Source organism: Methylocystis sp. H4A, assembly GCF_015709545.1.
Lineage (GTDB): Bacteria > Pseudomonadota > Alphaproteobacteria > Rhizobiales > Beijerinckiaceae > Methylocystis > Methylocystis silviterrae.
The window spans coordinates 144,734-169,183 of record NZ_JADNQY010000027.1; the positions used below are offsets into that span (position 1 = coordinate 144,734).

Annotated in this window: 36 protein-coding genes; all 36 read right to left on the reverse strand. The window is 63.7% G+C overall.

The window, feature by feature from the left end:
- Positions 1 to 7: 7 nt before the first annotated feature.
- The 36 genes from IYW40_RS15320 to IYW40_RS15485 all read right to left on the reverse strand — a co-directional run bounded on the left by IYW40_RS15320 (position 8) and on the right by IYW40_RS15485 (position 24,340).
- Positions 8 to 2,275: a hypothetical protein gene (locus IYW40_RS15320; protein WP_196401179.1), complete on the reverse strand. Its 2,268-nt coding sequence runs from the start codon at positions 2,273 to 2,275 to the stop codon at positions 8 to 10.
- 1 nt (position 2,276) lies between these two features.
- Positions 2,277 to 2,924, reverse strand: a complete 648-nt coding sequence (locus IYW40_RS15325; RefSeq protein WP_196401180.1) for a phage tail protein I — start codon at positions 2,922 to 2,924, stop codon at positions 2,277 to 2,279.
- Positions 2,921 to 3,847, reverse strand: a complete 927-nt coding sequence (locus tag IYW40_RS15330; RefSeq protein WP_196401181.1) for a baseplate J/gp47 family protein — start codon at positions 3,845 to 3,847, stop codon at positions 2,921 to 2,923. The genes IYW40_RS15325 and IYW40_RS15330 overlap by 4 nt, the downstream gene beginning before the upstream one ends.
- 49 nt (positions 3,848 to 3,896) lie before the next feature.
- Positions 3,897 to 4,295, reverse strand: a complete 399-nt coding sequence (locus IYW40_RS15335; protein ID WP_196401182.1) for a GPW/gp25 family protein — start codon at positions 4,293 to 4,295, stop codon at positions 3,897 to 3,899.
- A gap of 11 nt (positions 4,296 to 4,306) precedes the next feature.
- Positions 4,307 to 4,540 carry a hypothetical protein gene (locus IYW40_RS15340; protein WP_196401183.1) on the reverse strand — a complete coding sequence of 78 codons (234 nt, stop codon included), beginning with the start codon at positions 4,538 to 4,540 and terminating at the stop codon, positions 4,307 to 4,309.
- An 11-nt stretch (positions 4,541 to 4,551) separates the two neighbouring features.
- Positions 4,552 to 5,208 (reverse strand): hypothetical protein, encoded by a 657-nt coding sequence (locus IYW40_RS15345; protein WP_196401184.1) that lies wholly within the window; start codon positions 5,206 to 5,208, stop codon positions 4,552 to 4,554.
- The gene (locus IYW40_RS15350; RefSeq protein WP_196401185.1) at positions 5,205 to 5,726 is read right to left on the reverse strand and encodes a hypothetical protein; all 522 of its coding nucleotides are present in this window, start codon (positions 5,724 to 5,726) and stop codon (positions 5,205 to 5,207) included. The genes IYW40_RS15345 and IYW40_RS15350 overlap by 4 nt, the downstream gene beginning before the upstream one ends.
- Positions 5,723 to 6,208, reverse strand: a complete 486-nt coding sequence (locus IYW40_RS15355; RefSeq protein WP_196401186.1) for a phage virion morphogenesis protein — start codon at positions 6,206 to 6,208, stop codon at positions 5,723 to 5,725. The genes IYW40_RS15350 and IYW40_RS15355 overlap by 4 nt, the downstream gene beginning before the upstream one ends.
- Entirely contained in the window at positions 6,208 to 6,675 is a 468-nt protein-coding gene (locus IYW40_RS15360) for a phage protein Gp36 family protein (RefSeq protein WP_196401187.1), read from the reverse strand. The genes IYW40_RS15355 and IYW40_RS15360 overlap by 1 nt, the downstream gene beginning before the upstream one ends.
- The gene (locus tag IYW40_RS15365; protein ID WP_196401188.1) at positions 6,675 to 6,908 is read right to left on the reverse strand and encodes a hypothetical protein; all 234 of its coding nucleotides are present in this window, start codon (positions 6,906 to 6,908) and stop codon (positions 6,675 to 6,677) included. Before IYW40_RS15365 ends, IYW40_RS15360 begins: the two co-directional genes overlap by 1 nt.
- Positions 6,909 to 7,011: 103 nt before the next feature.
- On the reverse strand, positions 7,012 to 7,224 hold the full coding sequence (locus tag IYW40_RS15370; protein ID WP_196401189.1) for a hypothetical protein: 213 nt from the start codon (positions 7,222 to 7,224) through the stop codon (positions 7,012 to 7,014).
- A gap of 8 nt (positions 7,225 to 7,232) precedes the next feature.
- Positions 7,233 to 8,195, reverse strand: coding sequence for a capsid protein (locus IYW40_RS15375; protein ID WP_196401190.1), 963 nt, complete (start codon positions 8,193 to 8,195; stop codon positions 7,233 to 7,235).
- 23 nt (positions 8,196 to 8,218) lie between these two features.
- The gene (locus tag IYW40_RS15380; RefSeq protein WP_196401191.1) at positions 8,219 to 8,599 is read right to left on the reverse strand and encodes a hypothetical protein; all 381 of its coding nucleotides are present in this window, start codon (positions 8,597 to 8,599) and stop codon (positions 8,219 to 8,221) included.
- A 30-nt stretch (positions 8,600 to 8,629) separates the two neighbouring features.
- The gene (locus tag IYW40_RS15385) at positions 8,630 to 9,583 is read right to left on the reverse strand and encodes a phage protease (RefSeq protein WP_196401192.1); all 954 of its coding nucleotides are present in this window, start codon (positions 9,581 to 9,583) and stop codon (positions 8,630 to 8,632) included.
- Between the two features lie 365 nt (positions 9,584 to 9,948).
- Positions 9,949 to 11,160, reverse strand: coding sequence for a phage minor head protein (locus tag IYW40_RS15390; protein ID WP_196401193.1), 1,212 nt, complete (start codon positions 11,158 to 11,160; stop codon positions 9,949 to 9,951).
- 64 nt (positions 11,161 to 11,224) lie between these two features.
- A complete protein-coding gene (locus tag IYW40_RS15395) occupies positions 11,225 to 12,907 on the reverse strand; it encodes a DUF935 family protein (RefSeq protein ID WP_196401194.1) in 1,683 nt (560 codons plus the stop codon).
- Positions 12,901 to 14,526, reverse strand: coding sequence for a hypothetical protein (locus tag IYW40_RS15400; protein ID WP_196401195.1), 1,626 nt, complete (start codon positions 14,524 to 14,526; stop codon positions 12,901 to 12,903). Before IYW40_RS15400 ends, IYW40_RS15395 begins: the two co-directional genes overlap by 7 nt.
- On the reverse strand, positions 14,523 to 15,101 hold the full coding sequence (locus IYW40_RS15405; protein ID WP_196393210.1) for a phage protein Gp27 family protein: 579 nt from the start codon (positions 15,099 to 15,101) through the stop codon (positions 14,523 to 14,525). Before IYW40_RS15405 ends, IYW40_RS15400 begins: the two co-directional genes overlap by 4 nt.
- A 1-nt stretch (position 15,102) precedes the next feature.
- The gene (locus IYW40_RS15410; protein WP_246720835.1) at positions 15,103 to 15,396 is read right to left on the reverse strand and encodes a hypothetical protein; all 294 of its coding nucleotides are present in this window, start codon (positions 15,394 to 15,396) and stop codon (positions 15,103 to 15,105) included.
- A gap of 2 nt (positions 15,397 to 15,398) precedes the next feature.
- Complete coding sequence (locus tag IYW40_RS15415; protein WP_124739737.1) at positions 15,399 to 15,800, reverse strand: hypothetical protein; 402 nt, start codon at positions 15,798 to 15,800, stop codon at positions 15,399 to 15,401.
- 96 nt (positions 15,801 to 15,896) lie between these two features.
- Positions 15,897 to 16,025, reverse strand: coding sequence for a hypothetical protein (locus IYW40_RS22150; RefSeq protein WP_281432887.1), 129 nt, complete (start codon positions 16,023 to 16,025; stop codon positions 15,897 to 15,899).
- 12 nt (positions 16,026 to 16,037) lie between these two features.
- Positions 16,038 to 16,775, reverse strand: coding sequence for a hypothetical protein (locus tag IYW40_RS15420; RefSeq protein WP_196401197.1), 738 nt, complete (start codon positions 16,773 to 16,775; stop codon positions 16,038 to 16,040).
- A 97-nt stretch (positions 16,776 to 16,872) separates the two neighbouring features.
- The gene (locus IYW40_RS15425; protein ID WP_196401198.1) at positions 16,873 to 17,853 is read right to left on the reverse strand and encodes a hypothetical protein; all 981 of its coding nucleotides are present in this window, start codon (positions 17,851 to 17,853) and stop codon (positions 16,873 to 16,875) included.
- 107 nt (positions 17,854 to 17,960) lie between these two features.
- A complete protein-coding gene (locus IYW40_RS15430) occupies positions 17,961 to 18,377 on the reverse strand; it encodes a hypothetical protein (protein ID WP_196401199.1) in 417 nt (138 codons plus the stop codon).
- Positions 18,374 to 19,177: a hypothetical protein gene (locus IYW40_RS15435; RefSeq protein WP_196401200.1), complete on the reverse strand. Its 804-nt coding sequence runs from the start codon at positions 19,175 to 19,177 to the stop codon at positions 18,374 to 18,376. The genes IYW40_RS15430 and IYW40_RS15435 overlap by 4 nt, the downstream gene beginning before the upstream one ends.
- Entirely contained in the window at positions 19,161 to 19,286 is a 126-nt protein-coding gene (locus IYW40_RS22155) for a hypothetical protein (protein WP_281432888.1), read from the reverse strand. Before IYW40_RS22155 ends, IYW40_RS15435 begins: the two co-directional genes overlap by 17 nt.
- On the reverse strand, positions 19,283 to 19,504 hold the full coding sequence (locus tag IYW40_RS15440) for a hypothetical protein (protein WP_196401201.1): 222 nt from the start codon (positions 19,502 to 19,504) through the stop codon (positions 19,283 to 19,285). The genes IYW40_RS22155 and IYW40_RS15440 overlap by 4 nt, the downstream gene beginning before the upstream one ends.
- 100 nt (positions 19,505 to 19,604) lie before the next feature.
- The gene (locus IYW40_RS15445) at positions 19,605 to 20,303 is read right to left on the reverse strand and encodes a regulatory protein GemA (RefSeq protein WP_196401202.1); all 699 of its coding nucleotides are present in this window, start codon (positions 20,301 to 20,303) and stop codon (positions 19,605 to 19,607) included.
- The gene (locus IYW40_RS15450) at positions 20,300 to 20,494 is read right to left on the reverse strand and encodes a hypothetical protein (RefSeq protein WP_196401203.1); all 195 of its coding nucleotides are present in this window, start codon (positions 20,492 to 20,494) and stop codon (positions 20,300 to 20,302) included. The genes IYW40_RS15445 and IYW40_RS15450 overlap by 4 nt, the downstream gene beginning before the upstream one ends.
- Complete coding sequence (locus tag IYW40_RS15455; RefSeq protein WP_196401204.1) at positions 20,491 to 20,688, reverse strand: hypothetical protein; 198 nt, start codon at positions 20,686 to 20,688, stop codon at positions 20,491 to 20,493. Before IYW40_RS15455 ends, IYW40_RS15450 begins: the two co-directional genes overlap by 4 nt.
- The gene (locus IYW40_RS15460) at positions 20,685 to 21,218 is read right to left on the reverse strand and encodes a host-nuclease inhibitor Gam family protein (protein WP_154451596.1); all 534 of its coding nucleotides are present in this window, start codon (positions 21,216 to 21,218) and stop codon (positions 20,685 to 20,687) included. Before IYW40_RS15460 ends, IYW40_RS15455 begins: the two co-directional genes overlap by 4 nt.
- Positions 21,196 to 22,050, reverse strand: a complete 855-nt coding sequence (locus IYW40_RS15465; RefSeq protein WP_196401205.1) for a helix-turn-helix domain-containing protein — start codon at positions 22,048 to 22,050, stop codon at positions 21,196 to 21,198. The genes IYW40_RS15460 and IYW40_RS15465 overlap by 23 nt, the downstream gene beginning before the upstream one ends.
- Positions 22,047 to 22,460: a hypothetical protein gene (locus IYW40_RS15470; RefSeq protein ID WP_196401206.1), complete on the reverse strand. Its 414-nt coding sequence runs from the start codon at positions 22,458 to 22,460 to the stop codon at positions 22,047 to 22,049. The genes IYW40_RS15465 and IYW40_RS15470 overlap by 4 nt, the downstream gene beginning before the upstream one ends.
- Positions 22,453 to 22,902 (reverse strand): transcriptional regulator, encoded by a 450-nt coding sequence (locus IYW40_RS15475; protein ID WP_210327316.1) that lies wholly within the window; start codon positions 22,900 to 22,902, stop codon positions 22,453 to 22,455. Before IYW40_RS15475 ends, IYW40_RS15470 begins: the two co-directional genes overlap by 8 nt.
- Positions 22,899 to 23,537 (reverse strand): hypothetical protein, encoded by a 639-nt coding sequence (locus IYW40_RS15480; RefSeq protein ID WP_196401207.1) that lies wholly within the window; start codon positions 23,535 to 23,537, stop codon positions 22,899 to 22,901. Before IYW40_RS15480 ends, IYW40_RS15475 begins: the two co-directional genes overlap by 4 nt.
- Positions 23,534 to 24,340 carry an ATP-binding protein gene (locus tag IYW40_RS15485; RefSeq protein WP_196401208.1) on the reverse strand — a complete coding sequence of 269 codons (807 nt, stop codon included), beginning with the start codon at positions 24,338 to 24,340 and terminating at the stop codon, positions 23,534 to 23,536. The genes IYW40_RS15480 and IYW40_RS15485 overlap by 4 nt, the downstream gene beginning before the upstream one ends.
- Positions 24,341 to 24,450: the final 110 nt, after the last annotated feature.

Genomic DNA, 24,450 nt, shown 5'->3' on the forward strand with positions numbered 1-24,450 from the left:
AGGTTCCTTACAGCGCGTAGACCGCGCGATTCTGGAGGAAGGGAACGTCGGTCACTTCCGTCGTCGTCATATCGAGGCGGTAGCGCGCCTGGGACGTCGAGGGGACGGTGAAGGTCGCGAGGATACGCCGCCGAATGCCATTGTCCGATTCCTCGTCGGTTATCGTGACGACGCCCGGCGTGTAGACCACGGCGCCGACGACGAGCTTCGGCGCCGCCGTGTGCTTGACCGGATCGAAGGCGTCGATCACCGAGTCGGTCTGCACCGTCGTCGTCGCGACGCCGAAATCGATGATTTCGCCGATCGCGACATAATCGCCGCGATTGCGGAAGGTCATGCCCCGCGCATAGGCGTCGAGCACGATCGCCGGCTGCAAATCGGTTGTGCCCATGAAGACGGCGCGAATCTGGACGAGCGCCGGCAGGCCGTTGAGATCGTCGGCTCCATCGGCGTTGTCGAAAGTGAGCGGGCGCCATTGCGCGTCGGGGATCGACGGAACCTTGATCTCCCAGACGAGATTCGTCCCCGCCGCCTCCCAACCGGCGTGCAGCAGCCTGATCTCGGTCATGCCGTCATCGAGCGTGAGCGGCTGGAAGTCGACAGTCGTGCGCGTTCTGGCGAATTTCGCGCAATTGAGGCGGAAGGAAAAATCGCTGTCGATAGACGGCTGCGCCCAGGCGCCGTCGGAACAAACGAAGCGCGACCCTTGCGCGAAAACGTTCCCGGAAACCGTGGCGAGCGCATGATTGCCGGTCGTCACCGTCACCCACGCGTAGCGCTTGCCGCCGTCGAGCAGGGTCGGCGCGAGCGCGAATTTGTTCCAGCCGACGACGAGGTCTTCGGGCTGCTTTTCGACGCGGGCAATGACGTAATTGAAATCCGGCGCGCCGTTTTCGAGACATTCGCACAGGAGCAAATGCACAGGACCGGTGAGGGACGCCAGCGTGAAGTTAAGATCGATGCTGGTGATCACTGACGGCTGCGTGTTCAGCCACGTCTGTCCATAGATCGAGCCATTGAGTCCGACCGTCGAGGTTATGTATTCCCAATAGGTCTCCGTGACCTGACGCTTTGTGATTTTACGGGCGTCGACCCAATGATGACCGCCATGACCGTAGTTATAGAACGAAACAACCTCAAACGTCTCGCCGTTCAGGGTGAAAAGCGCCCCGATGCCCAGACTCGCCGCGTAACGCGCCCACTCCTGTGCGTTAGTGCAGCCTGTAATTGTTGGTCCATATTCCGTGACGGTCCGCGAGAGCGTCCTTTGGACCGCGGTGACGATCGTATGCGCGGCGCCTGCGATATTGACTGATCCACCGTCGCCGGAGACCTCGAGCCGCGTTTCCTCGGTCCATTCCGGCAGCAAGAGATTGCCGCTCTTCTTAATGTTCGACGCCTGGTCGTCGATGAGCGCGAGCTGCATGTCCCTCTCCGCGGCGTAGGCAAAACGCACGCCCTCGCGGACGCGCGCAAGCCATGAAGCGTGCAGATGATCCCATTTGTCGCCGAGGAGTCCTGGATCATAATCATAGGCGAGCGCCTCCGGCGGCACGTTGGACTCGATCAGGAGCTGCGCGATTGATCGCTTCATTTGGCGGACGATCGCAGGGCTCGGAATGTCGCCGAGCCGCGCCTGAATATTGGCGATGTCCGTTTTGATCGTGCGCACCGAGGCCGAGATTTGGCCGATCTCGCCTTCGACGCTGACAAGCCGTCCTTCATGTTCGTAGAGCGTTTTCACGCGCGCGGCGTGATTGGGCTCGATCGCGGCGACGCCGACCGTCGACAGTTCGACCCAGGCGATGCAGCAGCGATTAGCCGGAACCGCCGGCTTCAGAGGCGTGGGCGATGTCGCGCCGAACGCGATCGTGAAATCAATCTTGCGCTTTTCGACCTTCGGCGCCTGCTGCGAGATGGTTGCTTCCGTCTCGGCGTCCGTCTCGAACAGGCGCTCCTCAGTCGTCGTTTCCACGGCGCCGTCCGCGAGAAGGGCGAGGAAGCGATTGTCGCCGGCGACGATCGGCAGATATTGCTGAATGTTGATCGTCGTCGGCGCGGCGTTGCGGTAGAGCGCGCCGTCGGAAAAGAGCGTGCCTGGCGAAACGATCAGTTCGAGCGCATTAGGATTGGAGACGGTGAAGTCCGCCCAATGCGCCGGATAGTCGATCGCGCCGGCGACGAGCGCGTCTTCAGATGCCCTCGCGCTGAGGCCGATATTCGTCCAATCGTCCGGTTCGGCGACTTCCGCCTCGTTGAATTTCATGACATCCATGTCAAAGCCTCGTGCGCGAGATGAATTGGCCGAGCGCATATGTCCCGTCGAGCGGGATGGCGTCGGCGACGGTGATTTGCCGCTTGGTCTGGAAACTGACGCGATATTCGGTCTCGAGCGCCTTCGCCGCGCGCAGCGCCGCGCGCGCCCGTTTGAACTTCTCACGCGAAGGTGCGCGGCCGGCGTGGCGGCCGAGAACGGCGCGGCCGTAGACGAAGCCCATGCGCGGCGTCGACGTTTCGACGTGAATGAGATATCGCGCCATGAAGGCCGGATGGCGCACCGATGTGCGGCCGATCACGGCGCTACCGAAGACGAAGCGTTGCGGATAGGCCTTGGCGTCGATGAGCGTGGCGTCGACATAGGCGAGCAAAACTGGAACGGCGGCGCGCGTCCCGATCGTGAAACTGACCGCCGGCGCTTCTTCCACCACGAACCGCTTGAGCGCTTCCGGCCAATCGGGAAACCACAGCCGCACGCCATAGTGGACGGCAAGCCAGGGAAGGAAGGCGACTGGCGTCCGCGCCGCTTCGACGATGTCTTCGATCGGAACCGGCAGAACGTCGGACATGCCGGCGGCGACGGCCTCTTCAAAGAGTCCGCGCGCGCCTGGAAGGAGATCGCCGACGGAACTCATGCTTTGGCTCATGTCTGCGCCTCCGCATCGAGAGCGACGTCGCGCAGGATTGGGATTGCATAGGGATTCGCGGAGACGTCGGCGGCCGGCGCCGTCGCGCTGGCGCGCAGGACCCCGGGACCATAGGCGGCGCCGGCGAGCGAATTGACCGGCACGAAATCGCCAATCTTCATGCGCTCCTTGGCGCTGGCGCGAATGCGCGCCTCGGCTTCGCTCGTGACCGCCGTCAGATCAGGCCCCTTGGCGACGACGAGGGCGCCGGCGAAATCATAGAGCCTGCGCTGGGCTCTCAGGCAAATGACGGAGACGGCCTCTGGCTTCACGTCCTCCGCGAGCAGGCGATCGCCAACGGTAAACATCTCCTCGTCGGTAAGATCGCGCCCGTCGGGCCCGGCGAGGACGATGTCGATGTCGCCGCGACGGCCATGAACGGCGCGGCCATTGACGGCGGCGTGATGCAGGATCGGGAGCGCCGTATAGGCTTCAAAAAGATAACGCTCCCGCGTGCCGGCCGCCGGGCGCGAAAAGGCGAGCAGATAGCGCAGGAGGAGCCGTTCGTCGGACTCCATCACCGCGGGTGTAGACTCGTTCGCCGGGATGACGGTGAGACGCGCGATATTGACGCGCGCTACGACATTGTCGAGATCGTCGCCTTTGGCGAGCGGCGCGAGCACCGCCCGCACTGCGTCATTAACGCGCGCGCGATCAAGCAGGCGCAGATATGACCACGCCTCGCTGGTGATGACGGCCGGATCTGTTTCGAGCGTCTGGACGTCATATTGCGGCAGGCTCGGATCGATGGCGCGCGCGGCGGCCCAGACCGTGAGGAAACGCTCCAAGAAGGCCGATTGCAGCGTTCCATAGTCCAGCGGCTCGATGGCGTCCGGCGCCGGAAGGCGGGAGAGGTCGATCGTTCCGGCGGAGAGGACAATCATCGCATGGTCCTCAAAAGTGCGTAGCGGTTTTGAGATGAGGCCATGCGCATTAGGCCACCCCTCGCAATTCGGCGACGGACAGCGGCAGGTTGAGATCGACGCCTTCGACGATCGCGTAATTGCCGAAACGGCCCTCTGGGTAATAGGACCCCTCGAACAGCACGCCGAGAGCGCCGACGCGGTCGAGCACGACGAGCTGCAGACGGCGGATGCGATATTCCGGCTCGTAGGCGTGCACGGCGACGATGACGTCGCGGTAGAAGCGCGCCGCCAGCGCCGCTGAGATATTGCGGCCGATGTGGTGCGTCGGATTCATGCCGAAGTCGAGCAGCATGACGCGCTCGGTCGGGATCGTCATGACGATCTTGATAATCGATTGCTCGAGATGGGCGCGGCCAGAAAGCGGCCTGCCTGTTCTCGCGTCGATCCCGTTCCGATAGCGAACCATGCGAACACCTTTTAAGAGGTCTTTTCAGCCTTCGGGTTTTTGGGTTCTTTCTTGAGCGCGATCGTTCTCTGCGCCAGCTCATACTCGGCCTCGGCGTCGAGGAGCTTCAGCTCAAAGCCGACCGTCGGCCGCGCGGGTACGCCCTGCTCATAGACAGGCGGAATGCGGCGGCCGGCGACGACGAAGCCGGCGCGTTCGGTGGTGACATAGGTCTTCGACTCTTCGGGCGCTTGCGGATTTTTCATCCTCTCCTCCTTCACGCGCTGGTCTCGATGAGCGCGAGCGGGTTGATGTAATAAGTCATGTCGCCGGCGACGAATTTGATATTCTGGATGCTCTCGCCATGGATGCGGGTGGTCTTGCCCTTAATTCGCGCTTCGTCGGCCTCAGCTTCGAATTTCTTATCGCCCTTGATCGAGATCTCGTCCTTCCTTTGCTCGACGCTCGTCTTCTCGGTCGTTGACGTGATCTTTTCCTTCGTCTGCGCAACGCTCGTTTTCTCGGTCTTGCGCGTGAGATTTTCTTGCGTCTGCGACACGCGGGTCTTGCCAAACTCGTGCACGGCCTCGTCCTTGCCCTGGCCGTCCGGCCGCTTCAGCTCGTCGTCGAAGGCCGAAGGGATCGCATAGGACGCCGCGCCGATGATGCCGGAAGGCGAATGCAGCCGCATGCGGTCGCCGACGGCCGGCAACGCCGGAGAATTCTTATAGGCGCCCGAAGAGTTGGAATGCGGCTTGACCCAGGGCGACAGGATCTTCTTGCCTTCCTCGTCGGTCCCGAGTTCGAGCCGCACTTTCCACTTCTCTTCGTCGCGCTCGGCGACATGTCCCTCGACATGAGCGAGCGCCAGGCGACGATTGACGCGCACCGACTCTCGGCGCAGGCGGCGGATCTCGGAGGCGTAAAGGCTCACGTGTCGCCTCCAGTGAAGAAGTTCGCCGGCGCGACATGGAAGAGCGTCTGCTTCCAGGTCACGGCGTAATAGACGACGCCTTGTGCGACGGCCTTGATGGTGAAGAGCGGCTTGCCCTCGGCGTCTTCGGGCGGCCCGACGTCCTCGACGTTCCAACGCGTGAAGTCGTCATCGGTCAGCGACAGCAGCAGGCCTTCGCAGATCGCGAGCGCCATTTCGTCGCGCTCGACCCGCCGGCCGCCGACGAGCAGATCTTCGGTGACGACATAGGCGGTGAGGTCGACGACGAAATCGTCAGCGCCAGACAGTCGCCCATCGGGCCTCGTGCGCGTCGCCGCGACGGCGATCGAGGGCGGATTGAAAATTCCCTTTTCGAGCACGTCGCTGATGTCGAGCTTGCCGAGATGCGACTTCACGTCGAGATCGACGAAGCGCGACTTAAGCCTCAAAACGATCGCGTCGCGCAATCCCTTGACGCGGGCATTGGCTAGAAGCTCGGCGCGGGTGAGCGTCGTCAAGGCAGGAGCCTCCCGAAATAATCAGTGACAAGCTCCTTGATCTCTTCGGCGTCTTCCGCCGACACGCCAACGAAGGGACGCGCCGGGATCGTCACCTTCTTGGCGAAGACGCGCTTGTCGCCGAGCATGAAGACGAGGCGGCCGGCGGTTTTTGGCGTAATGACCGCGCCGTCTTGGTGGACATGCGCAAATTCCCAGGCCGCGCCCCATTCGCCGCTCGTTCCCGATGAGGTGGAAGCGATGCTGTCATGCAGATGGCGGCCGGTGCGAAAAAGGATTGGCGTGCCTTCCTTATTCGGCGGCCATTTCGTGCCGTCAGGACCTGGCCCGCCGCTCTCGATGCGCTTGCGCGTCTGGTTTTCGCCAAGCTGCACGATCTCTTCGACGAGCGGGGCAGCGTCGAAGTCGGAAAGACCCGTCACCAGCGCGTTGATCGCGGCGAGATCATGCTTGTCGACTTCGATCTTGACGCCGAAGTCCATCACCAGTCCCTCATCGAGGCGCGCGAGAACTGGCGCTCGGGGGCGATGACGATCGCTTCGCCAGGCGAGCCCGTCGTCGTCGCGCCGTCGACCGATCCGCTGCCCGAGGAGTTGAACGTGAGCGAGCCCTTCTTGCCGGAAGCGACGCCCTCTAACCGCGTGACCGCGATGTCGTAGCGTGTCTTGATCTCTTCGGTCGAGCGCGCAAACGTCACGGCGACGCGATACATCGCCATGTCGATCGCGAAGAGCTTCAATGCGCCAAGCGACTCGGCGTCGAGATCATTAAGCTGCGCCCTCGTATAGCGGGCCTGCAGGATGATGCGGATTTCCATAGAGACGTCGGCGAGCGCCGCGTCGAAGCGCGCCCAGTCCGGCTCGCGTGTCGCCTCATCGGCGCAAAGCAGCGCCGCGTCGCTTGGATAGCGCGTCTGGACGTCGGCGGTCGTGGCGAAGGGTTCAGCCATCAGATCCTCGGCGGCCAGGTCCAGTAGCTCACCGAATCTTCGGAAGCCTCTTCGAGCTTGATCACGCTGCCGGCGTGGCGAACGTCGGCCGGCTGCAACACCATCAGATCGACGATCACGTTGCTATGGACGCGGGTGATGATGGCGGCATAGGGACCTTGACCCATGCCGGACGTCTGCTTGTGGGCGTCCTCGACATAGTAGTGGACGATGCGTCCGATCGTCGGCTTCATTGCTCCTCCTCGCGCCCTTGTTCGCGGCGCGAGTTTGGACCCCGCGCCGCCCTGGGTATTTGGTCTTCGGGCATGACGGGCGCCGGCGATCGTCGGCGCGAATTCACTTCCAGTCGCCCTCGATCGCGCCGAGGCGCTTGAGCGTTTCATATTGCTCGCGCGAGAGCTTCACCTTCTCGCTGGGCGCCGCATAAGAGCCGTCGAGCAGCAACCTGAATGTCGCGACGAAGGTCTGCTTCTTATTCGCCGCCGCGTCTTCGGCGGCCTTCTTGGCGGCGACCGCCTTGGCGGCGTCCTGTTCGTTGTTCGTGGCCATCAGGTGCCTCAGCTGATCGCGTTGACGATGAGCGCGCCGGCGGCCCTGGCGACGACAAGCTCGTTGATATGCTCGCCGACGCGCACGACCTCGCCGCCTTCGAGGCCGACGTCCGTGTCGACCATGCTGCCCGCGAAGCGCGTGCCGAATGTCGGCGAGAAGCCCCAGGTCACGCCGCCCTCCGGCCGCGCCGAACGGTCGATGAAAGCGAAGGCGATGTGCTTGTCCCAGGCGCGCTTCATGTCGAGCGCCTGTCCGGGACGAGCGGCGTTGACCCAGCTCGTGCCGATCAGGAGATTGAGCAGCTCGAAATATTCGGCGAATTCGCGCTGGGTGAGCTGACCCTCGGCAAAGTTCGTCCCCTTGATCTTTTTGACCAACTTTGGCTGGCGGCGCAGCTTTTGCCAGACCTCGTCGCTCATCGCGCAGGTGTTGGGCCGCGTCATGAATACGCCAACGAGCGCCGTGTGAATCGCATCCTCGGGATCGGAGTCCGGGTCGTCGAAACGATCTCCGGCGCTGGCGATCGTGGTGACGTTGGCCGGATCGTAATTCGCGGGGTCCTGCGCGAATTTGGCGACGCGCAGCTCGCGGTCGAGCTGCATGATGTTGGTCAGCGTCCCCGTCGCATAGTGCAGCGGATCAAAGTTCGAGAGGCCCTGGTCGCGCTGCGCCTTGGCGGCGTCGATGTCGGAGCGCGGCACGACGATCTGCAGGCCATAGGCCTCGACCGATCCGTCCTTCTCCGTCGCCGAAAATTCAACTTCCTTCACCTTGCCCTTGCGGCCGACCCTGGTGTCGGGAACGGTGAACGCCTGGCCGAGCGGATATTCCAGCCATTTGAACCGCTCGGTCGGCACCGGCACCCGCGGCATGAGGCGGTCGCCGATATAGGCGACATCGGGATTGCTGTAGCCGATCGCGATGGCGGTCATCGCGGCGTTGCGGACGAAGGGGCGGGCGACAGACATGGAGACCTCGATAAGTTAAGGGATTACGCCGGCAGCACGATGGCCGACGGCGCGATCGTGTAATGGATGATGTCGTTGGCGACGCCCGGCTCCTCGGCCTGGCCGATGACGAAAACCGTCTGGCCAGCGATGCCGACCGCCTTCACGGCCTTGCCGTTGGCGTCGCTTGTCAGGTAGTCGCCGGCGGCGACGTTCCCGCCGACTGTGACCTTGTCCATGCCCTCGCGCGCGACGTCGACCATGTCTTTGGCCGCCGCCGCGCCGAGTTCGGTGACGCCGGCGAGACGATCCGTCGCCGCCGACGCCTGCGCGACCTCGCCGCGATTATTCGTGTATTTCGTGATCAGCCGCGCGCCGATCGCGCCGGCCGCCACATAGCTGCGGGAGATTGAGTTCGCGCTCATGATCGCCTCTTCGAGATGGAGCGGGCCGCGTCAGGCGGCGGCGGAATATTTCTTTTCGAGCGCCGCGACGGCGTCGAAAATGTTGAGCGCCTTACCGTCTGCGACGAGCTTTTGCGCTTCGGCGGCGAGCAGCGCCGGCGCGGGCATCGCGCCGTCGCCGGGCTCCTTCTTCTCGCCGAGCCCGGACTTGGTCAGCGCCGGAGACTTCGCCGCGAGCAGCGCTTTGACGCTCTCATAGCCGGAGTCGGTCGCGCAGAGCTGCGCGTAATGATCTTTCTCCGCTGGCAGGATTTTCTTGTCCTTCAGCGCGCTTTCGATCAGCGCGTCGACGTGCGCCTTGCGGTTGGCGTCTTCGATGTCCTTGAGCTTCGTCTCGGATGCGGAGAGTTTGGAGACAGCCTCGTCATGGACCGCCTTCGGCACGAAGCCGGCGTTGAGCGCGGTAAGCAGCGCGGCTTCATTCGCGCCGGCGGTCACGCCTAGCGCGGCGGCAAGTTTTTCCATTTTCGACTCCTGGGAAGATGCGGCGGCGAGCGCCTTCTGGCCGCCGAGGGCGGGCGCCGTGACGAGCGCCACCGAGCGCAGCCAAGTCGTCACGCCTTCAGACGTGTGGAAGAAGTCCGGCGAGATGAACCGATAGGACTTGGCGGCAAGTAGCGACTTGCCTTCGGCCAGCCATTCGACTTTGCCTTGCAACGCGCCGCCTTCGACGCGCAGCTCATTGATCCAGCCGACCGCGTCGGCGCGCGCGCCGGTCCTCGCCGCATGATGGGTTGAATGATTGACGTCGATCGGCACGGCGACGCCATCCGCCTTGAAGCGCGCAATCAGCGCCGCAGCGTCTACATCGTAGGTTCTCCCATCGCGGGTATCGATCCGGCCGACCTGCGGAAAAATCGCGATCCACTCCGGCGGCGCGTCCCCGACGGGGAGCGCGGCGGCGAGCGCGTGGATTGCGAAATCGGCTTGCGGAGCGTTCTGCATGCGCGCACACTGCGCTTGCGCGTCGGGCTGCTTGGCTACGAAAATTTTCTGATCACGCGACGCGCCGAACCCGCGAAGCGATTTTTGCCCTCAGCGGCGTGAAATGAACGCCGAGGCCCGCCGGGCCCAATCCCTTCCCCCTAAAATCGACGTTAAAGGCCCATTGAACGCCGTGGGCGCGCTTTTTGAAACCGCGGGGAGCAACGCAGCGGATTTTTGGACTCGGGCGCCGGCGGGCCGTTTCTGGGGGTTCTCATTTCGGGCCGTTGAAGGGGCGCGGCGATCGGCCTATATCGGAGGTCGTGACGGCGCAAAATCCGAGCAGCCGGCCGCCTCTAGGCCGCGGAGGGGTGTCGTCCTCCCCGTCACGCTTCTCCCGCCTTCGTTTTGCCAATCCGCTCCTGTTTGCGGCGGAGCCGCCCAATTTCGTGCGAGTTGGTTCGCAGGAACGTTTGCACGCGCAAGAAGCGCTGCGCCGATCGTTTGAGGACGAGCTTCCACCACGCGCCCTCGATCTCAGCGACGAGAGTCCGAAAATCCTCTCCCCGATCCTCGTCGATGATTTCGCCACCGTCGACTATCTGCTGCACGAGCCGGAAGCTGTCAGGATCGACATGCTCGTGCTTTTTGACCTTGCGAGACATCGTGGCGTTGAACGCGACAATGAGGCGCGACTTCGCGCGCATGTCCTCAAGAAAGCGTCCAGCCGTCGCAACGGGCAAGGCTAATGGCTCTCCGATTCCCATGAGGAGTTTCGGCGCGGGCGAATTGACGATCTCGGCGATGCGCTTGCGCGCTGCGTCCTCGCCGGCGGCCTCCAGCCGCGCGGCGACATTGTCGACGAGCGTCTTCGCGCGCGACAATCCGGGATTGGTTCCCCAGCCGGGATCGATGCCGACGGGCACATATGTGACCTCGCCAGTGCGGCGGTTGATGAAAGGCCTCGTTTCGATCGTGGGCGGCTCTAACAGATAGTCTCCCGTCGCCGCCAGCCGCTCGTATTCAAAGCGGGTGATTTGGCGGACGCTGCATTTGCAGCCCCAGCCGTTGGGCGGGAAATGGGTCGACCAGAAGGGATCGTCGACCAGCAGCATGATTCCGACGAAAGCGAGATGCTGCTCGCGCGGATTGGTGCTCGCAGTCCTCACATAAAGGAGATAGGGGAGACCCGACTTCGTGCGCTGAATGCGTTCCCACTGGCCGGCGGCGCGGGCCGTGCGCACGTTCGACCAGAAAATATTTTCGAGCCGCGCCGGCCGTGAGAAGTCGACGATCTTGCTCTTCCATTTGCCGGTCGGATCGTCGACCTTGCGCTTGCCATACCAGCCGAGCGCCTGCAGCTCTGGAATGAGCTTCTCGCGCCAGCTCTCAAACCCCTCGCCCTTGTCGATCGCGCGCTGAATGCTGGTCTTGAAGAGCGTCAGCAATTCAAGGTCGACCGCCTTGGCGACGGTGAAGGCGTAAGCATGCTCCTGGCCCCAGACATCCTGCCAGGAGAACGCCGGCTTGAGGCTCTTCTGCTCGAAGTAGCGCGTGATCTCCGGCGGCGTCTGGAACCCACGCGTCGCCGGCTTCATGGCTCTGTCCTTTGCGCGTCGCTGAACGGGAAACCGCTGCGCACCTTTCCGCGCGGCGCGAACATCAATCCCTCACGTCGCCAAGGCCACGCGACTTGGCGGTTGCGCGCGCCAGCGCTTCCTGCAGCGGGGCGGAATCGATTCCCGCCTTTTCGATATTGGCGAGGGCCTCCTCGAATGTCGTCGCCTGTCCCGCTGCCGAAAGCAGACCGGCGAGCAACGGATCGCGGATCTCGCGCCAGTCGGAAAGCGCCGCATCGACGAGCGCGTCAGTGTCGTCGAGGGCCGTCACATCCTCGGGGCGGTCGGCCGCAAAACGCGCGCCGTGAACGTCGCCGCAGCTCGGGCAGCGCGTCCCAAGCGCCGCGAGCTGCTCGGCCGCGACCTTCTTGCCTGTAGCGTCCTTCTTTTTGGCGCCCTTTTCCGACTGCCGATCACCGACTGCCGATTGCCGCTTCTCCGCTTCCTGCTGGCTCGCGTTAGCTTGCGCGGCAGGCGCGCCAAGCAGCTCCTCGTCCTCGTCCGGCTCGGGAATGGAGGCGCGCTTGCGCACATAGCTCTGGCTCACTTTGAGGCCAAGCGGCACGGCTTGCCCTAGAAACGCGCCAAGCGCTGCGAGGTCCTCGTTCTCGGCGAGTTCCATCTGGACCGTCGGATAAATATCCTGCGGGCCGAAATTCATCGCGACGGCCGGGCGGATCAGATCGCGATTCACCGTCGCCGAGTTCTGCCGCGCGTCGAAGCGCACGATGTCCATGCGGACATTCTCCTGCACCTTCGCCTGCGCGAGCGAGCCGCCGCTCTTGGAGACTTCGGCGGTCATCGTCTGACCGAGAATGATCAGAGAGACTTTCCCGTCGAGATAGCTGATGAAATTGCCGAAGACGGCCTCGCCGCGATTGCCGTTGGTCTCCTGAAAGTCGATCTCCATGCCCTGCGGAATGATGGCGGCGGCGTCATTGGCGATGGCGCGAACGGCGCGCAGCAGCGTCGCCTTGTCCTCGTTGGTCGCGCTCGAATGAAATTTGCCGATGCGGAAGGGAATGCCGTAGATCTCGCAGAAGGCCGCCCAATCCTGCAGGGCGAAGGTCTGCATGACGAAAGCCCAGGCGGCCGAGCGCGCGACGCCACGCCGCACCGGCGATCCGGCGCGCAGATAGGGTTCATGCTTGATGAAATAGGGCGCCTCGATCCTGGGGCCGGGCAGTCCTGAGTCGTCGAGGAGGCAGAGATCGCGCAAGCCCACCTCGTCGTAGCGGAAATAGCGCGGGTCGCGATGCTGATAGACGACCGGCCGCAGCGTCTTGCCTTCATATTCCCAGATCGGCTCCACGACCGAATAGCCCTTGCCGACGCCATCCTGGAGCGAAGCGACCATGTCGGGGAACATCGGATCGGCGATCAGGCTCTCGACGAAATCGACAGCTTTCGGATTGACGCCTTTGGGCGCCGAGACGGAGATCGTCACGCCGTCGAGCGCCAGGCGGCGCGTCTGCAGCTGCGAGGCGTAATGGAGGTAGCGCTCCTCCATGTCGATCGCGAGCGTCAGATAGGGCTTGGCGAGGCCCATATTCGCGCCCTTCATGATCTCGCCGAGCCTCGCCGGCGTTAGTCCCGAAGCTTCCGAATAATGGATGAGGGCGCGCGCGCCATAGCGCTCGGGCGCGGCCGTCTCGCCTTTGAGCAGCGGAACCATAATGGGCTGGCCATCCGGTCCGAGAATGGACGAGCGGCGGGTCTCTACCATATCGATCGTCCTTTGCTCGCGCGTTCCGGAAAGAGCCAATCGCCGGGCTGCTCGCTGCCGATCCGCGGCGCCGGCGTATAGCCATATTCGACAGGACCGAGCGTTGAAGCGTGCCACATCAGCACGCCGGCGATCGCCGTGTCGCCGTGACGCTCGAAGCCGTCCGCGCCCTTGTAACGCATGTCGTCGGGCACCTTGATGATCCCCTTGACATAGGCGAGCGCCTGATGGTCGCGCAGCACGTCCTCATGGCGCGGCAACACCATCGTGCGATCGGCGAAGGCCTCGATATAGGGCGGCGAGTTCACACGATACCATTCGACCGTGAATTTCACTTCGAGCGCGCGCTCACCCCAGCGCTGCACGGCCTTTTCGGCGAGATAGGCGCCATTGCCGGTGGCGTCGAGCGCCGCGCCGGAGAAGCGCGGCAGGCCGTCGCCGACATAGTAGAGCACGTCGCGCTGCTGATCGAAGGGGACATTGCGCATCTCGACGATGAACTGCGTCCGCCGCGTGAGCATGGCGTCCGTTGCTGCGACGAGAATGTCGGACGCATCGCCCTTGCGCGCGAAGTCCTGGCCGAGATAATGCGGCCGGCGCTGATCGAGGGCGCCGAGGAGCGGTTTCAGCTCGCGTTCGCAAAACGCCTTGCACTCGGCCTTACGGACATGTTCGGGATAGTTCTTGAAGGCGTCGGGCAACGACCAGCGCACGATCGGAATCCCGCCCTCCATGCAGGCTTCGATCTGCACGCGCGTGAGCGCCGCGCCTTCCGCCTCCGACGGAATGGCGTCGAGTTCCTGCTCCATGGCGCTCGTGCGCGGTCCATAGGAGCTGCGGATTTTTTCTTCCCATTCGACTTCCGCTTCGGCCGACCAGGTCTTGCCGGTGATGAGGCAGACCCGTCTGAACAGGCCGTTCTCCACGGCCTTTTTGAAGGGGATAAAATGGACTTTGAACGGGGTCTTTCCGGCCTTCGCTTCGCGGATCAGCTCGTTGAACGGATTGAGCACGCCATTATGGGTGCTGATGACCCTAATCTTGCCGCCCCAGATCAGGAGGGCGTTCACCGCGTCGAGCACGGCGCGCACGTCCTTGTGAAAGGCAGCCTCATCGATAACGACGACGCCCTGCAGCCCGCGAATGTTTTCGGGGCGCGACGACAGCGCTTCGACGCGGCAGCCCGAGGAAAAGCGGATGCGATAGGCCGAAATGAATTTTGAAGAGCCGTCCTCGCGCTCGTCTTCGAACATGAAGTCTTCGATCCGCGCCAGCTCACCGGCGACGATCCTGGCGAAATGCGCCACATAGCCGATGAATTCGCGGCCCTTGTCCTTGGTGTCGCCGATGTAGAAGACGTTCTGGCCGCCTTCGCTTTTCTTTTTCGCGGCGATCAGGGTGTCATCGAGCGCCTCGGCGTAAGTGACGCCGGTGCGACGCCCTTTCTCGGCGGCCTTCAGGTCGCTCTCGTCTTCGATCCAGTCGAGCTGGTGCGCCATCAGCACGCCAGCAGCGAGCGGATCGTGATCTTCAGGGATCTCCGCGCCGCGCGGGAGCTCCTCCGGGAGGCTCGCCGGATCGCGAGGGAGAATGGGCGCCATGCCCGTTCCTTCGCTCATGTGCGCACGCCCAGCACGTCGCGCCGGATTTTCGCGACCTGGTCGGCCGAGAGTCCCGCTTCGCGCGCGACCTTGGCGACGGCGTCGGCTGCCTTTTCGGTCTTCGTCGCCAGATCCTTTTCGGCCTTCGTCTTGCGGTCGTGCGAGAGCTTTTGCGCGGTGACGACGGCGAGGAACCCGCGCGAGAGCTTCATCGCCTCGTCGGCCGACAGTCCAGCGCCCTCGGCCTCGCTGATGATCTCGCCGATGAGCGCCTTGATGAACTCGGCCAGCGCGATATTGCCTTCGTCGATCTTCTCTGGAGTCAGATGCGGCGCGAGGCCTGAAAAAATGTCGCGTTGCATCTGCAGGCGCTGGCTAGCGCGATGAGCGGCAACGCTCGCGCGATTAAAAGCGCTCTTGCTGATGATGTAATCGGTGAGCCCCTTGTCGACGAGGCGGCCGTTCAGTTCGTCAAGGATTTCTTTTTGGGACCGCTCGCGCTTGTTCAGCTCCGAGAAGGCCCAGCGGATGTCTTCCTGTCCCTCTTCGGGAACGAGATCGAGAGAAGAAAGCCGACCGCGAGCGGAGGCCATATCAGGCCTCCGGACTCGGCCGCTTCACGCCTTCGATGCGGATGCGGCGCTCGACATGGTCGAGGCCCTTCTGGGTGATGGAGCCGATCAGCACACTGCCGGATTCGGCGAGCGTCACAGCCCCCACCATTTCCAGGTAGCGCAGCTCATCGTGGACGAAGGCGCGCGGTCGGTTGATCGCCCAGCGCAGCTCCAAATCCTCGCGCAGCGCCTCGCTGTTCCAGCGGCCGTCCGGCTGTTCGGCGAGATCGCGCAGCATAATCAGGCGCGCATGTTCTCGAATGACGTCGCCCATGCTCATCGGCGCATCTCCCGCTCGCGGTCTTCACGCTCGGCAAGGCGGTCCTGGGCGCGTTCGTTCTGCTGGATGACGGTGTCGATCTTGTCGGCCAGCGCCTCGAAACGCGCCTTGATCACGGAGCCGATCTCAGTGATCTTCACGTCGACCGCGTGGAACTCGATGCGGGTCGGCAAATGCTTGATCTCCACCTGCACAGCGGACACATCCGATTCGAGCTTGTCGATCCGTTCAAACTGCCGCGCGTCGTCGTCGCGCAGATCGCGGACAGCTTCATTGACGCTGAGCTTCAATTCGTCGAACGCCTTTTGATCGCGCCTTGTCAGCGCTCCCCAGACTGCGATGACGATCGCCGCCGCCGTTCCCGCCCATTGGCCCGCCGTGCCCCATTCGAACGTCACCAAAACCTCCCAGAGAACAGAAACGCCAAGAAAGTGATCCAGACCGGCGAGAGGCCGATCGCGGCGACGAGCGCCATGCCGAGCGCGTCGCGCGTTTTATGTCGCATCGCGTTGCCTCCTCAGCTTCCAGACGATCGCCACGAAGACGATGAGCAGCAGGGCGAAGCGAACAAGCGCATGGACGCCGTTGACGTCCGGCTGGCCGGAGACGAAGAATTCCTTCACGGCGCCGCGCCCCTATTCTTCGTGGAATGCAGGGGCGGCGCGGCGGCGGCTCCCCGCGCTGAATTTGCGGAGCACGTCTTCATAGAAGCGTCCGCCGCTGACGATGCGACGATTCGCCTTTATGGCGGCGGCGCGATTGAGGAGCGCAAAAACCTTTACCGCTGCGCAGCGGTCGGACTTGGCAAGGGAACCGGCTTTCCGAAGTCCTTGGGCGGATCGGGCAGGGTCGGCGCCGCGATTTCCGGCGGCGTCGAGCGCGCGCACGATGGCAATGTAATCACGATCGAGAAACAGAGGCCGAGCGCCAAAATCGGTCGACATCGCATCAGGCTCATGAGCCGCGTCCCTTCCAGTCAGGTTGGATATGAAATGATCGCTCGCCTGCGCCGCTCTTGCGTCTTCCTCGACGCGCGCCGTGGCGTCTCTGGCGACGTCCTTGGCCGCCGTCTCCCATTCGCTGACCTTTGCGTCCACGGCCGCCTTGCGCGTCGCTTCCGCCTGCGCCCACGCCTTGCGGTCGATCGCCGCGCGATGCGAATAGCCGCCGTCGAAAATCGCCAGGACCAGCGCCACGACGGCGAGCAGCGCCGCCGCCTCCCTTTTGAAGACCGGCATCAAAAACAGCGCCGCGGCCGCGCCGATCGCGAACAGAAGCGCGATGGCGCCGTAGCGATGATCGCTGGCGAAATCGAACGCCGGCGCGACATGCTCCGAGACTCGCTCAAAGAGCTTCGAGAGCAGCCAGATCATCGCCACATGCTCCAGAGTTTCCAGGCGAGCGCGAGACAGACGGCGACGCCGAGCCAGAAGCGCAGCAACGGCCGGGGATCAATCCCTCCGCACATCGCTATTCTCCTCCAGCCAGCTCGGCGTTGACGTCATCGACCTTGGCGCGCTCGACGTGACCGACGCCGTTGAAGATGCGCCAGACGCAATAGGCGAGGACGATGGCGAGCGCGATATTGACGCCGACCATCACGCCAGGATGGTCGCGCACCCAGCCAAGCACGACCACAAACATGGTCGGCGCTGACTTTGTCGCCTCGTGAATGTTTTGGACATGCGCGGCGATATCAGAGGCGTTCTGCGCCGCATTCGATGCGGTCTGCGTCGCGTCCGCCGCCCGCGTGAGATAGTCGGCCCCACCGGACAACACGACGGTTCCGACGCCTGTCGCGAGGTTTTTCTTGATCTGGTCGGTTCCGGCCATCGTGCGCGAGCCGGTCTTGCGGAGATCCTGCGCTGTCACCTGTTCTTCGGAGGGCGCGGCCTTCGGCTGCGGCGCGGCAAGCGCGCGCTTCGCGGCCTTCAAATAAGCCTTACGCTGGGCGAGCCCGTTGTAACCGCCGTTAACGAGACGCGTGACCTCATTGACATCATCGCGATCGGCGGCGGCGTTTAGACGCTTAGAGGTCCAAAAGACCGCCGCCGCCAATGCGGCATAGGGGAACTTTTCTAGAAGCTCAGGCTTGCTCACCAAATCAACGCCCAGAGCCGCGCTTACAAGGTTGTAGCCCGACAGAGGTTTTTTAGCGCTGCCGCGCCCGGTGTTCTGGATAATTCCTCGGCCTTTGAAGCGAACGCCGTCGCCGCGTTGCGTATTCCCAATATCGGCGCGCCCTTCATAGGCGGCGCCGCTCGCGTATTCCTTTGTCGTTTGGAAGCCGTCGCTCTCGTGCGCGCATTGCGCCAAAAACTGCGCTTGGCGCAGCAGCGTGGTCAGCTTCGCAATCTGAATCATCTGCGGCATGGCGTCGGCGACGCCGTTGATGATCCAGCTCTTGCCCTTGGGCGCGATCGCGCGCAGCACGCGCTTCCAGTCGGTCATCGCAGCGCGCCGATGATTTCGAGATAGGCCTTCATGGGACGAAACGCTACGCGCGGGCGTGTCCCGAATTGGCCCCGAAGACCTTCTGGAGAGTGATTTTTCGGCGGCTAAAAGAGCGAGCCTTGTCGTTTGTCTCTCATCCGCGCGCGGATGTTTTGCACGGTGCGCTGATGCAGGCCGGAGCGCCGCGCAGCTTCACTGAGACTCGCGCCATTGTCGAGCGCTTCGCGGGCGCGGCGGCGCGCTTCGGCGGCCGTTCCCGAATCGCCGAGCGGCAGCAGAATCTTCACGCCATGCCGGGATCTGCCCGAGTCGCTTTCGATCGCCGCGACGAAATGCGCGCAGAGCTTGTCGGCCGCCTCGCGTCCGACGCATCGCACGAGCCAGTGATCGTCCGGCGCGCGGGCGGGTATGTAGCACTCGGTTCCGCCCTTGGCTTTCGCCAACTGCAGCGCCGCCACAGGTCCCGCCACTTCGGCGATCTCGGCGAGGAGCGGCGGCAGATGAGAGTCGTCGGCTTTCACGACTCCCCTCCCATCATGCGCGCGTCACGCTCGGCATGAATAAGGCGGCGCAGCTTTCTGATTTTCTGATTTGGAATCCAGCCGGGAAGCCGGCGCTTTTCGGCGAGTTCGAGATCGCTCTCGCGAAAATAGGCTTCGCGCTGGCCGGGCGGGATGAGCAGCACATCGAGCCAGCCGGTCGGCGCATTGACGCGACGTTGATTGAGCCAGTTGCAGAACAAACGCCGTTCGCCCGGCGCAAGCCAGATAAACCAGGCGTAGTCCATGTCACTGGAGGCGCGCGTGTCATAACCGCCAAGGCACATCGGCACGCGCTCGGCAAATTGCGCGACGAGATCGGGCGGACTTTCGACATAGACCTCGCGGTAGCGCTCGCCGCCCGTCTGAAAGGTCTGTTTTTGCAACAGCGCCACGCCCCTTGAAGCCAGTTTCAAAGCGCGTCGAAGAAATTCCTCAGTCTCTTTAAAGGGTGGATTGGTGATATACCACTCGCATCCCTCCGCCGACGTTTCATCCGGCGCATCAATGAAATCCTCCACCACGAGTCCGTGCTCGCTCATGCGCGACCCGTCTTCGAGCGGATAATCAGCGACGTCGCTCATCAGCACATGGGCGCAATATTCCTTGATGGTCTCGGCCATGTGGCCAAGGCCCGCGGCGGGCTCCCGGCAGCTCTCAATACGTATGGGGCCACGCTCGCCGTAGATCATGGGCAGCACGAATTCAAACAGCACGCGCGTCGCCCAGGGCGGCGTCGGAAAGAGTTCGAGACGGCGCAGCTCCTTATCCGACGGCGTCACGTTCGTCTCCCGTCATCACCGTGACGATGCGGTCGTTGATGCAACAAAATTTCACGCCATCGACGATAACCGCATATTGGCCGCCGCCGATCGACTGCTCGGCGGTCATCGCGCGCGCTCCTTGTTGCATTTCGGACAGGGAACGCCTCTCAGCTCCTCTTCGTGCGACGCGACGGTGATCCAGGAGCTGCGACTTCCGCATTGCGGACATTTGAACAGAGCGATCTGCTCGCCGCGCCCGTTCCAGCCGCGATCGGCGAAGCTCATCATCGCGGCCCGCTTGGCGGCTGGGCGCTTGAAGAAATCGAGCTGCAGGGCGTCGGTCATGCCGCGATCTTTGGGACCGCGCCTTTGCGGCGCGCCGGCACGTTGAGCACAATTGCGGCGCGGTCGTAGCCGCCGTCGCCTTTGAGCAGTCTATGGGCCATCACGCCGCCTCCTTCTTGGCTTTGGCGCGCTTACGTAGCCGCCCGCCAAGCAGTGCGATCAGGCTGTCGAGATGGCGATCGCTGAGCGCACCGATGCTGAAGCCCGAGATCTTGTTCGAAATGATGTAGCCGTTGACGAAGTCGTCGAGATTGAAAGCCTCGACGACAGCTAGCCGCGCCGCTTGCGCCGCGATCACCGCCCGCTTCGAGGCGATGCTCACATCCATCCCGCGCTTTTGCGCCTGGGATTCGCTCGGCCATTCGACATGCGCCTCGCGCGCGATCCAGTCCTTTAAGGCCTCGATCGCCTTCTTCGCATCCTTGTGCTCGTTGAGCCAGCGCGGATGCGCGATCTTCGTTTGCCGCTCGATAAAGGCGATCAGCGCGCGATCGTCGCGGTTGTCGACGATGCCGAGATTGAACGCCGAGATCCACAGCGCCTGCAGTTTCGCGCCATAGGGGCCGGTGACCGTCTCGGCCGGACGGCGCGAAGCGTTTCCGCGCTTTACCTCCGGGTGCTGACCGGCGAGGACCTTCAGGATCTCGATGAGCTTCGCGGCCTGGGCCTGAGAAAGGAGCGACGACGACGAGACGCCGTGGAACTCGCGCTTCAGCAGCGCGCGATAGTCATCGTCCGTGTAGTGCGGGATCTGCCGCAGCAGGGCGTGGATGGCGCGAGTCTGCGCGGCCGTTGTCATTGCAGTTGCTCCCGTAGTTTCCGTCCGCGAACGACGGCGAAATCGGCCACATCGCAAAGCCGATCGGCGATGCGCCGCGCGACGGCGGCGATCGCGTCGAACACCAGCGCCGGGACGCTGATGAAGAAGAACAGCGCCAGCCATAGCGCATAGCGGGCGGCCAGCTGCGTCTTGCGCAGATTGATCTTCATGACGCCTCTCCTTCCGCCTGCAGCTTGCGTACGAGACGCCGATCGACGATGGCTTTGAAGGGCAGATCGTCGAATTTCACTTCGACATGATCGCCGTCGAATCGGCCCAGCAGCACGCCTCGAAGGACGTCCTCTTCGCCAGCGCTGTCTGCGAGCACGATCTCGATAGGCGAACCTTTCGCGGGCGTGTTCATTCAGCCGCTCCCTTGATCTCGGCCTCGAAGGGCTCGACTGAGAAATTCTCGCCGGCCGTGCCGATCGAAACGCCGGCGATGAGCCGCGCCTTCTCGGGCTCGCGGAGCATCGCCTCCTTATCGATCTCCTCTTTCGTGCGCAGAAAAACCGAAAGGCCGAGCGTCTTGATGCGCCCGATGACCTCGTCGACGCCCCGGATCGACACGCGCGGGGGCGCGAGCCGCCATTCGATCTTGCCGGTGCCGAGATCGGCAAATTTGCGCTTGCCGTTTTCCGTTAGCGCCGCACGATGCGCTTCAGCCCAATTGCGCAAGCCCTCGGTGAAGCGCTCGACCTGTTCGCGCAGGGGAGTCGCAACGGCTTCGGCGTCCTTCTTCGCCTGGGCGATGCGATCGTTCATGTCGGCTTCAATGCGCGCGATCTCGCGCTGGCGCACGCCGATGTCGTGAATGAAGCTGGCGGCTTCCTCGCGCGACTGCGGCACGGGGACATTGGCGCCGCGCGTTTTAGCCTTGGGCGGTTTCGACATTGGCGGGCTCCTTAACGAGTTCTGAGAAGCGTCTTGAAAGGGCTCTTACGGCGGCTTGGAAGCGTTCCTGCGCGTCACGCTCGCCGAGCGAATATTCGGCTCTGACAAGCGCGTCATAGGCGTTGAGCAGCGCGGCGACGGCTGAATCGTCGGCATGCATGCGCAGTGGCGCGATCGCCCGCTCGCGCGCCGCCTTCACGTTGAGTGATGGGCGTCGCCGATAGGCGGCTTCAGCGGCGAGGAAATCATGAGCGATTTCGGTGAGCGTCGGCGGCAGTGGAATCGGCGCATCGAGCATCGCGGGCGCAGTCGGCGCGCTTGTTGGTTCTCGGTCGTCATCCCCTTCGCAGGGCTGTTCTTCGTCGCAAGGCGCTTCCTGCGCCGCGCGCTGCGCCAAAAGCGCCTCGGCCAGCGCGCGCGTCTCCTCGACGGAAACTTGAATGGCGAAGCGATCGCCGGAGCGAACGATCTTTTCAGCGAGCAGGAACGCATCGACGGTCTCGCGCTGCGGTAACACGCCCTGCGCACGGAGGCCGGCGATCGCGAGCGCCTCAATCTCCAGCTCTCCGACCGTCGCGCGCAGCGCCGCGTCTTCTTCGAGCATCGCCTCGATTTTGCGAACGCCGTGCAGCACGGTCGTGCGATCGCGAAGAAGCGCCGCGCCGATCTGCACCAGGTTGCGTTGCGCGAGCCTATCCGAAAGATACATTGCGATCTGCCGCGGCGTCTTCAGCTCCGCTTTGCGCCGCGGACTCTTGATCTCCTCGGGCCGAACGCCGTAACGACTGCAGACGACGTCCAGGATGTCGGCGATTTGGACCTGCGCGCTCATGCCGCGTCTCCATTTCCGCCGTCGCTCGCAACAGCGGCCACGGTGTCTTTTTCGTCGCCCGAAACATCGGCCACGGAGTCGTTTGGCGCGCGCGTCCATTCGCGGTCGAGGTAGGGGCGCAGATCGACGACGACGCCGGCGCGGCGGCCCTCATTGATCGCGATCTCTCGCCGGGTTTTGGTGAGATGGTCGGGAGTCGTCAGCGCCTCGACACGAGCGTCGGCGGCCTGACGCCAACTCTCCTCGCGCTCGAGTTCGGCTTCCAGCGTGCGCGCCTCGAAAGCGAGCTTGTCGAGGGCGCCGGCGATGAACCCACAGTTCTGCGGGGTCATATGGAGGCCTCCAAGCTGGAAACGGCGTATCAGTTCGGCGACGGCGTCGATGTCGGCGGAAAGATGAGGCTCACGCATCGTGGCCTCCATCGTTTTTGAGGCGCGAGTGCTGACAGCCGCTGCGGCAGGCATGGAAGAGCGCGGTGCGAACGGCGCTCGTCCCCACATGGCGCTTCTTCTGTTCGTCGAGGCAGCGGTCGCGGCCAATTTCGCCGAGCACGGGGCATTCGAGCGTCGCGCCCATGAGCGCGCCGCGCACCTTGGCTTCGACGGCGCCAATGTCGCCTGCGTAACACGCCTTGCAGACGCTGGTGACGACGGAGCCGGAATAGCCGATGCGCTTGCCGGCGGCGGCGCCTGTGGTGCGGTTCGCTTCGCTCGCGAGCGCCTCGACCCACTCCGGAAGGGCGTCGCCATAGGCTTCGCGCGCATTGGCGAGGAAATCAGTCGATCTCGATCCAGCACCCACCGCATCGGTTAATTTTGATGGTAAAGAATTAACGTTAACGGACGTGCTCATGCGCGAAGCTCCGAAACGACGGCGTCGCCGAGGACGCGATTGCTGTTGGGATCGAAGACGAAGCCGGCGACGCAGAGTTTGGGCGCTAGCGGTCCGGTGTTGGCGGATTTGACCAGCCGATAGCGGCCGGCAGTCGCGCCAAGAGGCGTGTTTCCGGCCTTGCCGAGCGCCCTTTGCGGCCGTTCCAGGACTTGCAGCGCGCCGACCGCGACGAGCCTCTGAATGTAGAGATTGGCCGAGCGTTGCGAGACCGGACGCTCCTCGGTCGAAGCGCTGACGGCCAGCTCCCTTGCGCTGAATTGCTCCAGCGCGCGCATGGCGTTCCACATCGCCTCGCGGGCGGTCAGCGGCGCGCGTTGCGGATTCGGGCGCTCGATCGGCGCCTTCGTCTGACGCTTCTTGACGGTGTAGAGGTTCTGGAGCGCGTAGCCGTCGCGCTTTGCGCCGATGCGCACGACATAGCCCTGGCGCTCCAGAAACCACACGTAGCGCTTGACCGTCGTATAGGCGACGCCCTCAGCGCAGAGGGCGATTTCCCGGATGGTGAAGCCTTTCGGCCGCGCGATCATCTCGCGCCAGTAATGCGCGGGCCCGGAAGGCATTGCGACTTCGATATGGACGGGCTTGCGGGTCACGCCGCTCTCCCGCTCTTAGCGCTGCGCGCGACGATGAGCCGTGAGGCGCGGGCCTTTGGCGGCTCGCCGGTATAGATTGGGCCCGCGTAATTCGCGCGCGTCACTTCCTTTGCGCCGGCGTTGCGCGCCCATTGCGATACGCCGTCGAGTGAAGTCGCGATGCGCCGCGCGCGGCCGTCGCCTTGAATGCGGATCTCTTCCAGGAGATCGTCGCTGATCGCGACCGGCAGCAGCAGGTCGGCAAGCTTGCGCGCGTCTTCGAGATCGCACGGCTCGGCTCCGAACCAGGCGAGCACGCGGTTGTGAAGTCGCTCGATACTTGCGAGCTTCTGCGGCAGCGCCTCTTCGCCAATGAGCAGGACAGGCACATTGCTGCTCATCGCGATCTCGCGCATGAGTTCCGCGTAGCCCTTGTCGACCACCTTGTCGGCTTCATCGATGAACAGCGGTCGCCTGGGCTCTTCGGCGAGCATGGCGATCGCCTGTTCGGCAAGTTCTGGAATCGAGCCCTGCGGGCGCGCAACGCCGCCTTCGCGCAGGATCGCCGTCAGCAGCGTCTTGCGGGTCCAGGTGTCGCCAACCTCGACGCGGATGGCGCGCGTCTTGTTCTGCGCGTAAATCGACGCATAGGTCTTGCCGTCTCCGGAGCGGCCATGCATCACGCCGATGTTGGGCAGGCTCGGCGCCCGATCGGTGACTCGCGCCACCAGTTCCCGAAAGCCTGAGACGTTTTTAAGCGCCGCGAAATTCGATGAGCTCGTCCTCGGCGGCGGGGGTTTGATTTTTGGAATGGCGTCTGACATTATGTCCTCGTCTGATTATTTCTGTCCTTGAGGGGCGCGACCGTTGCGAGCGGTCGCGCCCTTCTTTTTGGAATGCACTCAACGCATTTGCCGCCGCCGCTGTGCGAACG

Bases quoted from the DNA above. Each gene is read 5' to 3' on its own strand.
- IYW40_RS15445 (WP_196401202.1), bottom strand. From the start codon at position 20,303: ATGACAACGGCCGCGCAGACTCGCGCCATCCACGCCCTGCTGCGGCAG.
- IYW40_RS15475 (WP_210327316.1), bottom strand. From the start codon at position 22,902: ATGAGCACGTCCGTTAACGTTAATTCTTTACCATCAAAATTAACCGAT.
- IYW40_RS15455 (WP_196401204.1), bottom strand. From the start codon at position 20,688: ATGAACACGCCCGCGAAAGGTTCGCCTATCGAGATCGTGCTCGCAGAC.
- IYW40_RS22155 (WP_281432888.1), bottom strand. From the start codon at position 19,286: ATGACCGCCGAGCAGTCGATCGGCGGCGGCCAATATGCGGTTATCGTC.
- IYW40_RS15320 (WP_196401179.1), bottom strand. From the start codon at position 2,275: ATGGATGTCATGAAATTCAACGAGGCGGAAGTCGCCGAACCGGACGAT.
- IYW40_RS15385 (WP_196401192.1), bottom strand. From the start codon at position 9,583: ATGCAGAACGCTCCGCAAGCCGATTTCGCAATCCACGCGCTCGCCGCC.
- IYW40_RS15370 (WP_196401189.1), bottom strand. From the start codon at position 7,224: ATGGCCACGAACAACGAACAGGACGCCGCCAAGGCGGTCGCCGCCAAG.
- IYW40_RS15440 (WP_196401201.1), bottom strand. From the start codon at position 19,504: ATGACCGACGCCCTGCAGCTCGATTTCTTCAAGCGCCCAGCCGCCAAG.
- IYW40_RS15485 (WP_196401208.1), bottom strand. From the start codon at position 24,340: ATGTCAGACGCCATTCCAAAAATCAAACCCCCGCCGCCGAGGACGAGC.
- IYW40_RS15470 (WP_196401206.1), bottom strand. From the start codon at position 22,460: ATGCGTGAGCCTCATCTTTCCGCCGACATCGACGCCGTCGCCGAACTG.
- IYW40_RS15465 (WP_196401205.1), bottom strand. From the start codon at position 22,050: ATGAGCGCGCAGGTCCAAATCGCCGACATCCTGGACGTCGTCTGCAGT.
- IYW40_RS15325 (WP_196401180.1), bottom strand. From the start codon at position 2,924: ATGAGCCAAAGCATGAGTTCCGTCGGCGATCTCCTTCCAGGCGCGCGC.
- IYW40_RS15410 (WP_246720835.1), bottom strand. From the start codon at position 15,396: ATGGGCGACGTCATTCGAGAACATGCGCGCCTGATTATGCTGCGCGAT.
- IYW40_RS15360 (WP_196401187.1), bottom strand. From the start codon at position 6,675: ATGGCTGAACCCTTCGCCACGACCGCCGACGTCCAGACGCGCTATCCA.
- IYW40_RS15365 (WP_196401188.1), bottom strand. From the start codon at position 6,908: ATGAAGCCGACGATCGGACGCATCGTCCACTACTATGTCGAGGACGCC.
- IYW40_RS15405 (WP_196393210.1), bottom strand. From the start codon at position 15,101: ATGGCCTCCGCTCGCGGTCGGCTTTCTTCTCTCGATCTCGTTCCCGAA.
- IYW40_RS15330 (WP_196401181.1), bottom strand. From the start codon at position 3,847: ATGATTGTCCTCTCCGCCGGAACGATCGACCTCTCCCGCCTTCCGGCG.
- IYW40_RS15335 (WP_196401182.1), bottom strand. From the start codon at position 4,295: ATGGTTCGCTATCGGAACGGGATCGACGCGAGAACAGGCAGGCCGCTT.
- IYW40_RS15390 (WP_196401193.1), bottom strand. From the start codon at position 11,160: ATGAAGCCGGCGACGCGTGGGTTCCAGACGCCGCCGGAGATCACGCGC.
- IYW40_RS15355 (WP_196401186.1), bottom strand. From the start codon at position 6,208: ATGGACTTCGGCGTCAAGATCGAAGTCGACAAGCATGATCTCGCCGCG.
- IYW40_RS15400 (WP_196401195.1), bottom strand. From the start codon at position 14,526: ATGAGCGAAGGAACGGGCATGGCGCCCATTCTCCCTCGCGATCCGGCG.
- IYW40_RS15340 (WP_196401183.1), bottom strand. From the start codon at position 4,540: ATGAAAAATCCGCAAGCGCCCGAAGAGTCGAAGACCTATGTCACCACC.
- IYW40_RS15450 (WP_196401203.1), bottom strand. From the start codon at position 20,494: ATGAAGATCAATCTGCGCAAGACGCAGCTGGCCGCCCGCTATGCGCTA.
- IYW40_RS15420 (WP_196401197.1), bottom strand. From the start codon at position 16,775: ATGATCTGGCTGCTCTCGAAGCTCTTTGAGCGAGTCTCGGAGCATGTC.
- IYW40_RS15380 (WP_196401191.1), bottom strand. From the start codon at position 8,599: ATGAGCGCGAACTCAATCTCCCGCAGCTATGTGGCGGCCGGCGCGATC.
- IYW40_RS15375 (WP_196401190.1), bottom strand. From the start codon at position 8,195: ATGTCTGTCGCCCGCCCCTTCGTCCGCAACGCCGCGATGACCGCCATC.
- IYW40_RS15425 (WP_196401198.1), bottom strand. From the start codon at position 17,853: ATGACCGACTGGAAGCGCGTGCTGCGCGCGATCGCGCCCAAGGGCAAG.
- IYW40_RS15395 (WP_196401194.1), bottom strand. From the start codon at position 12,907: ATGGTAGAGACCCGCCGCTCGTCCATTCTCGGACCGGATGGCCAGCCC.
- IYW40_RS15460 (WP_154451596.1), bottom strand. From the start codon at position 21,218: ATGTCGAAACCGCCCAAGGCTAAAACGCGCGGCGCCAATGTCCCCGTG.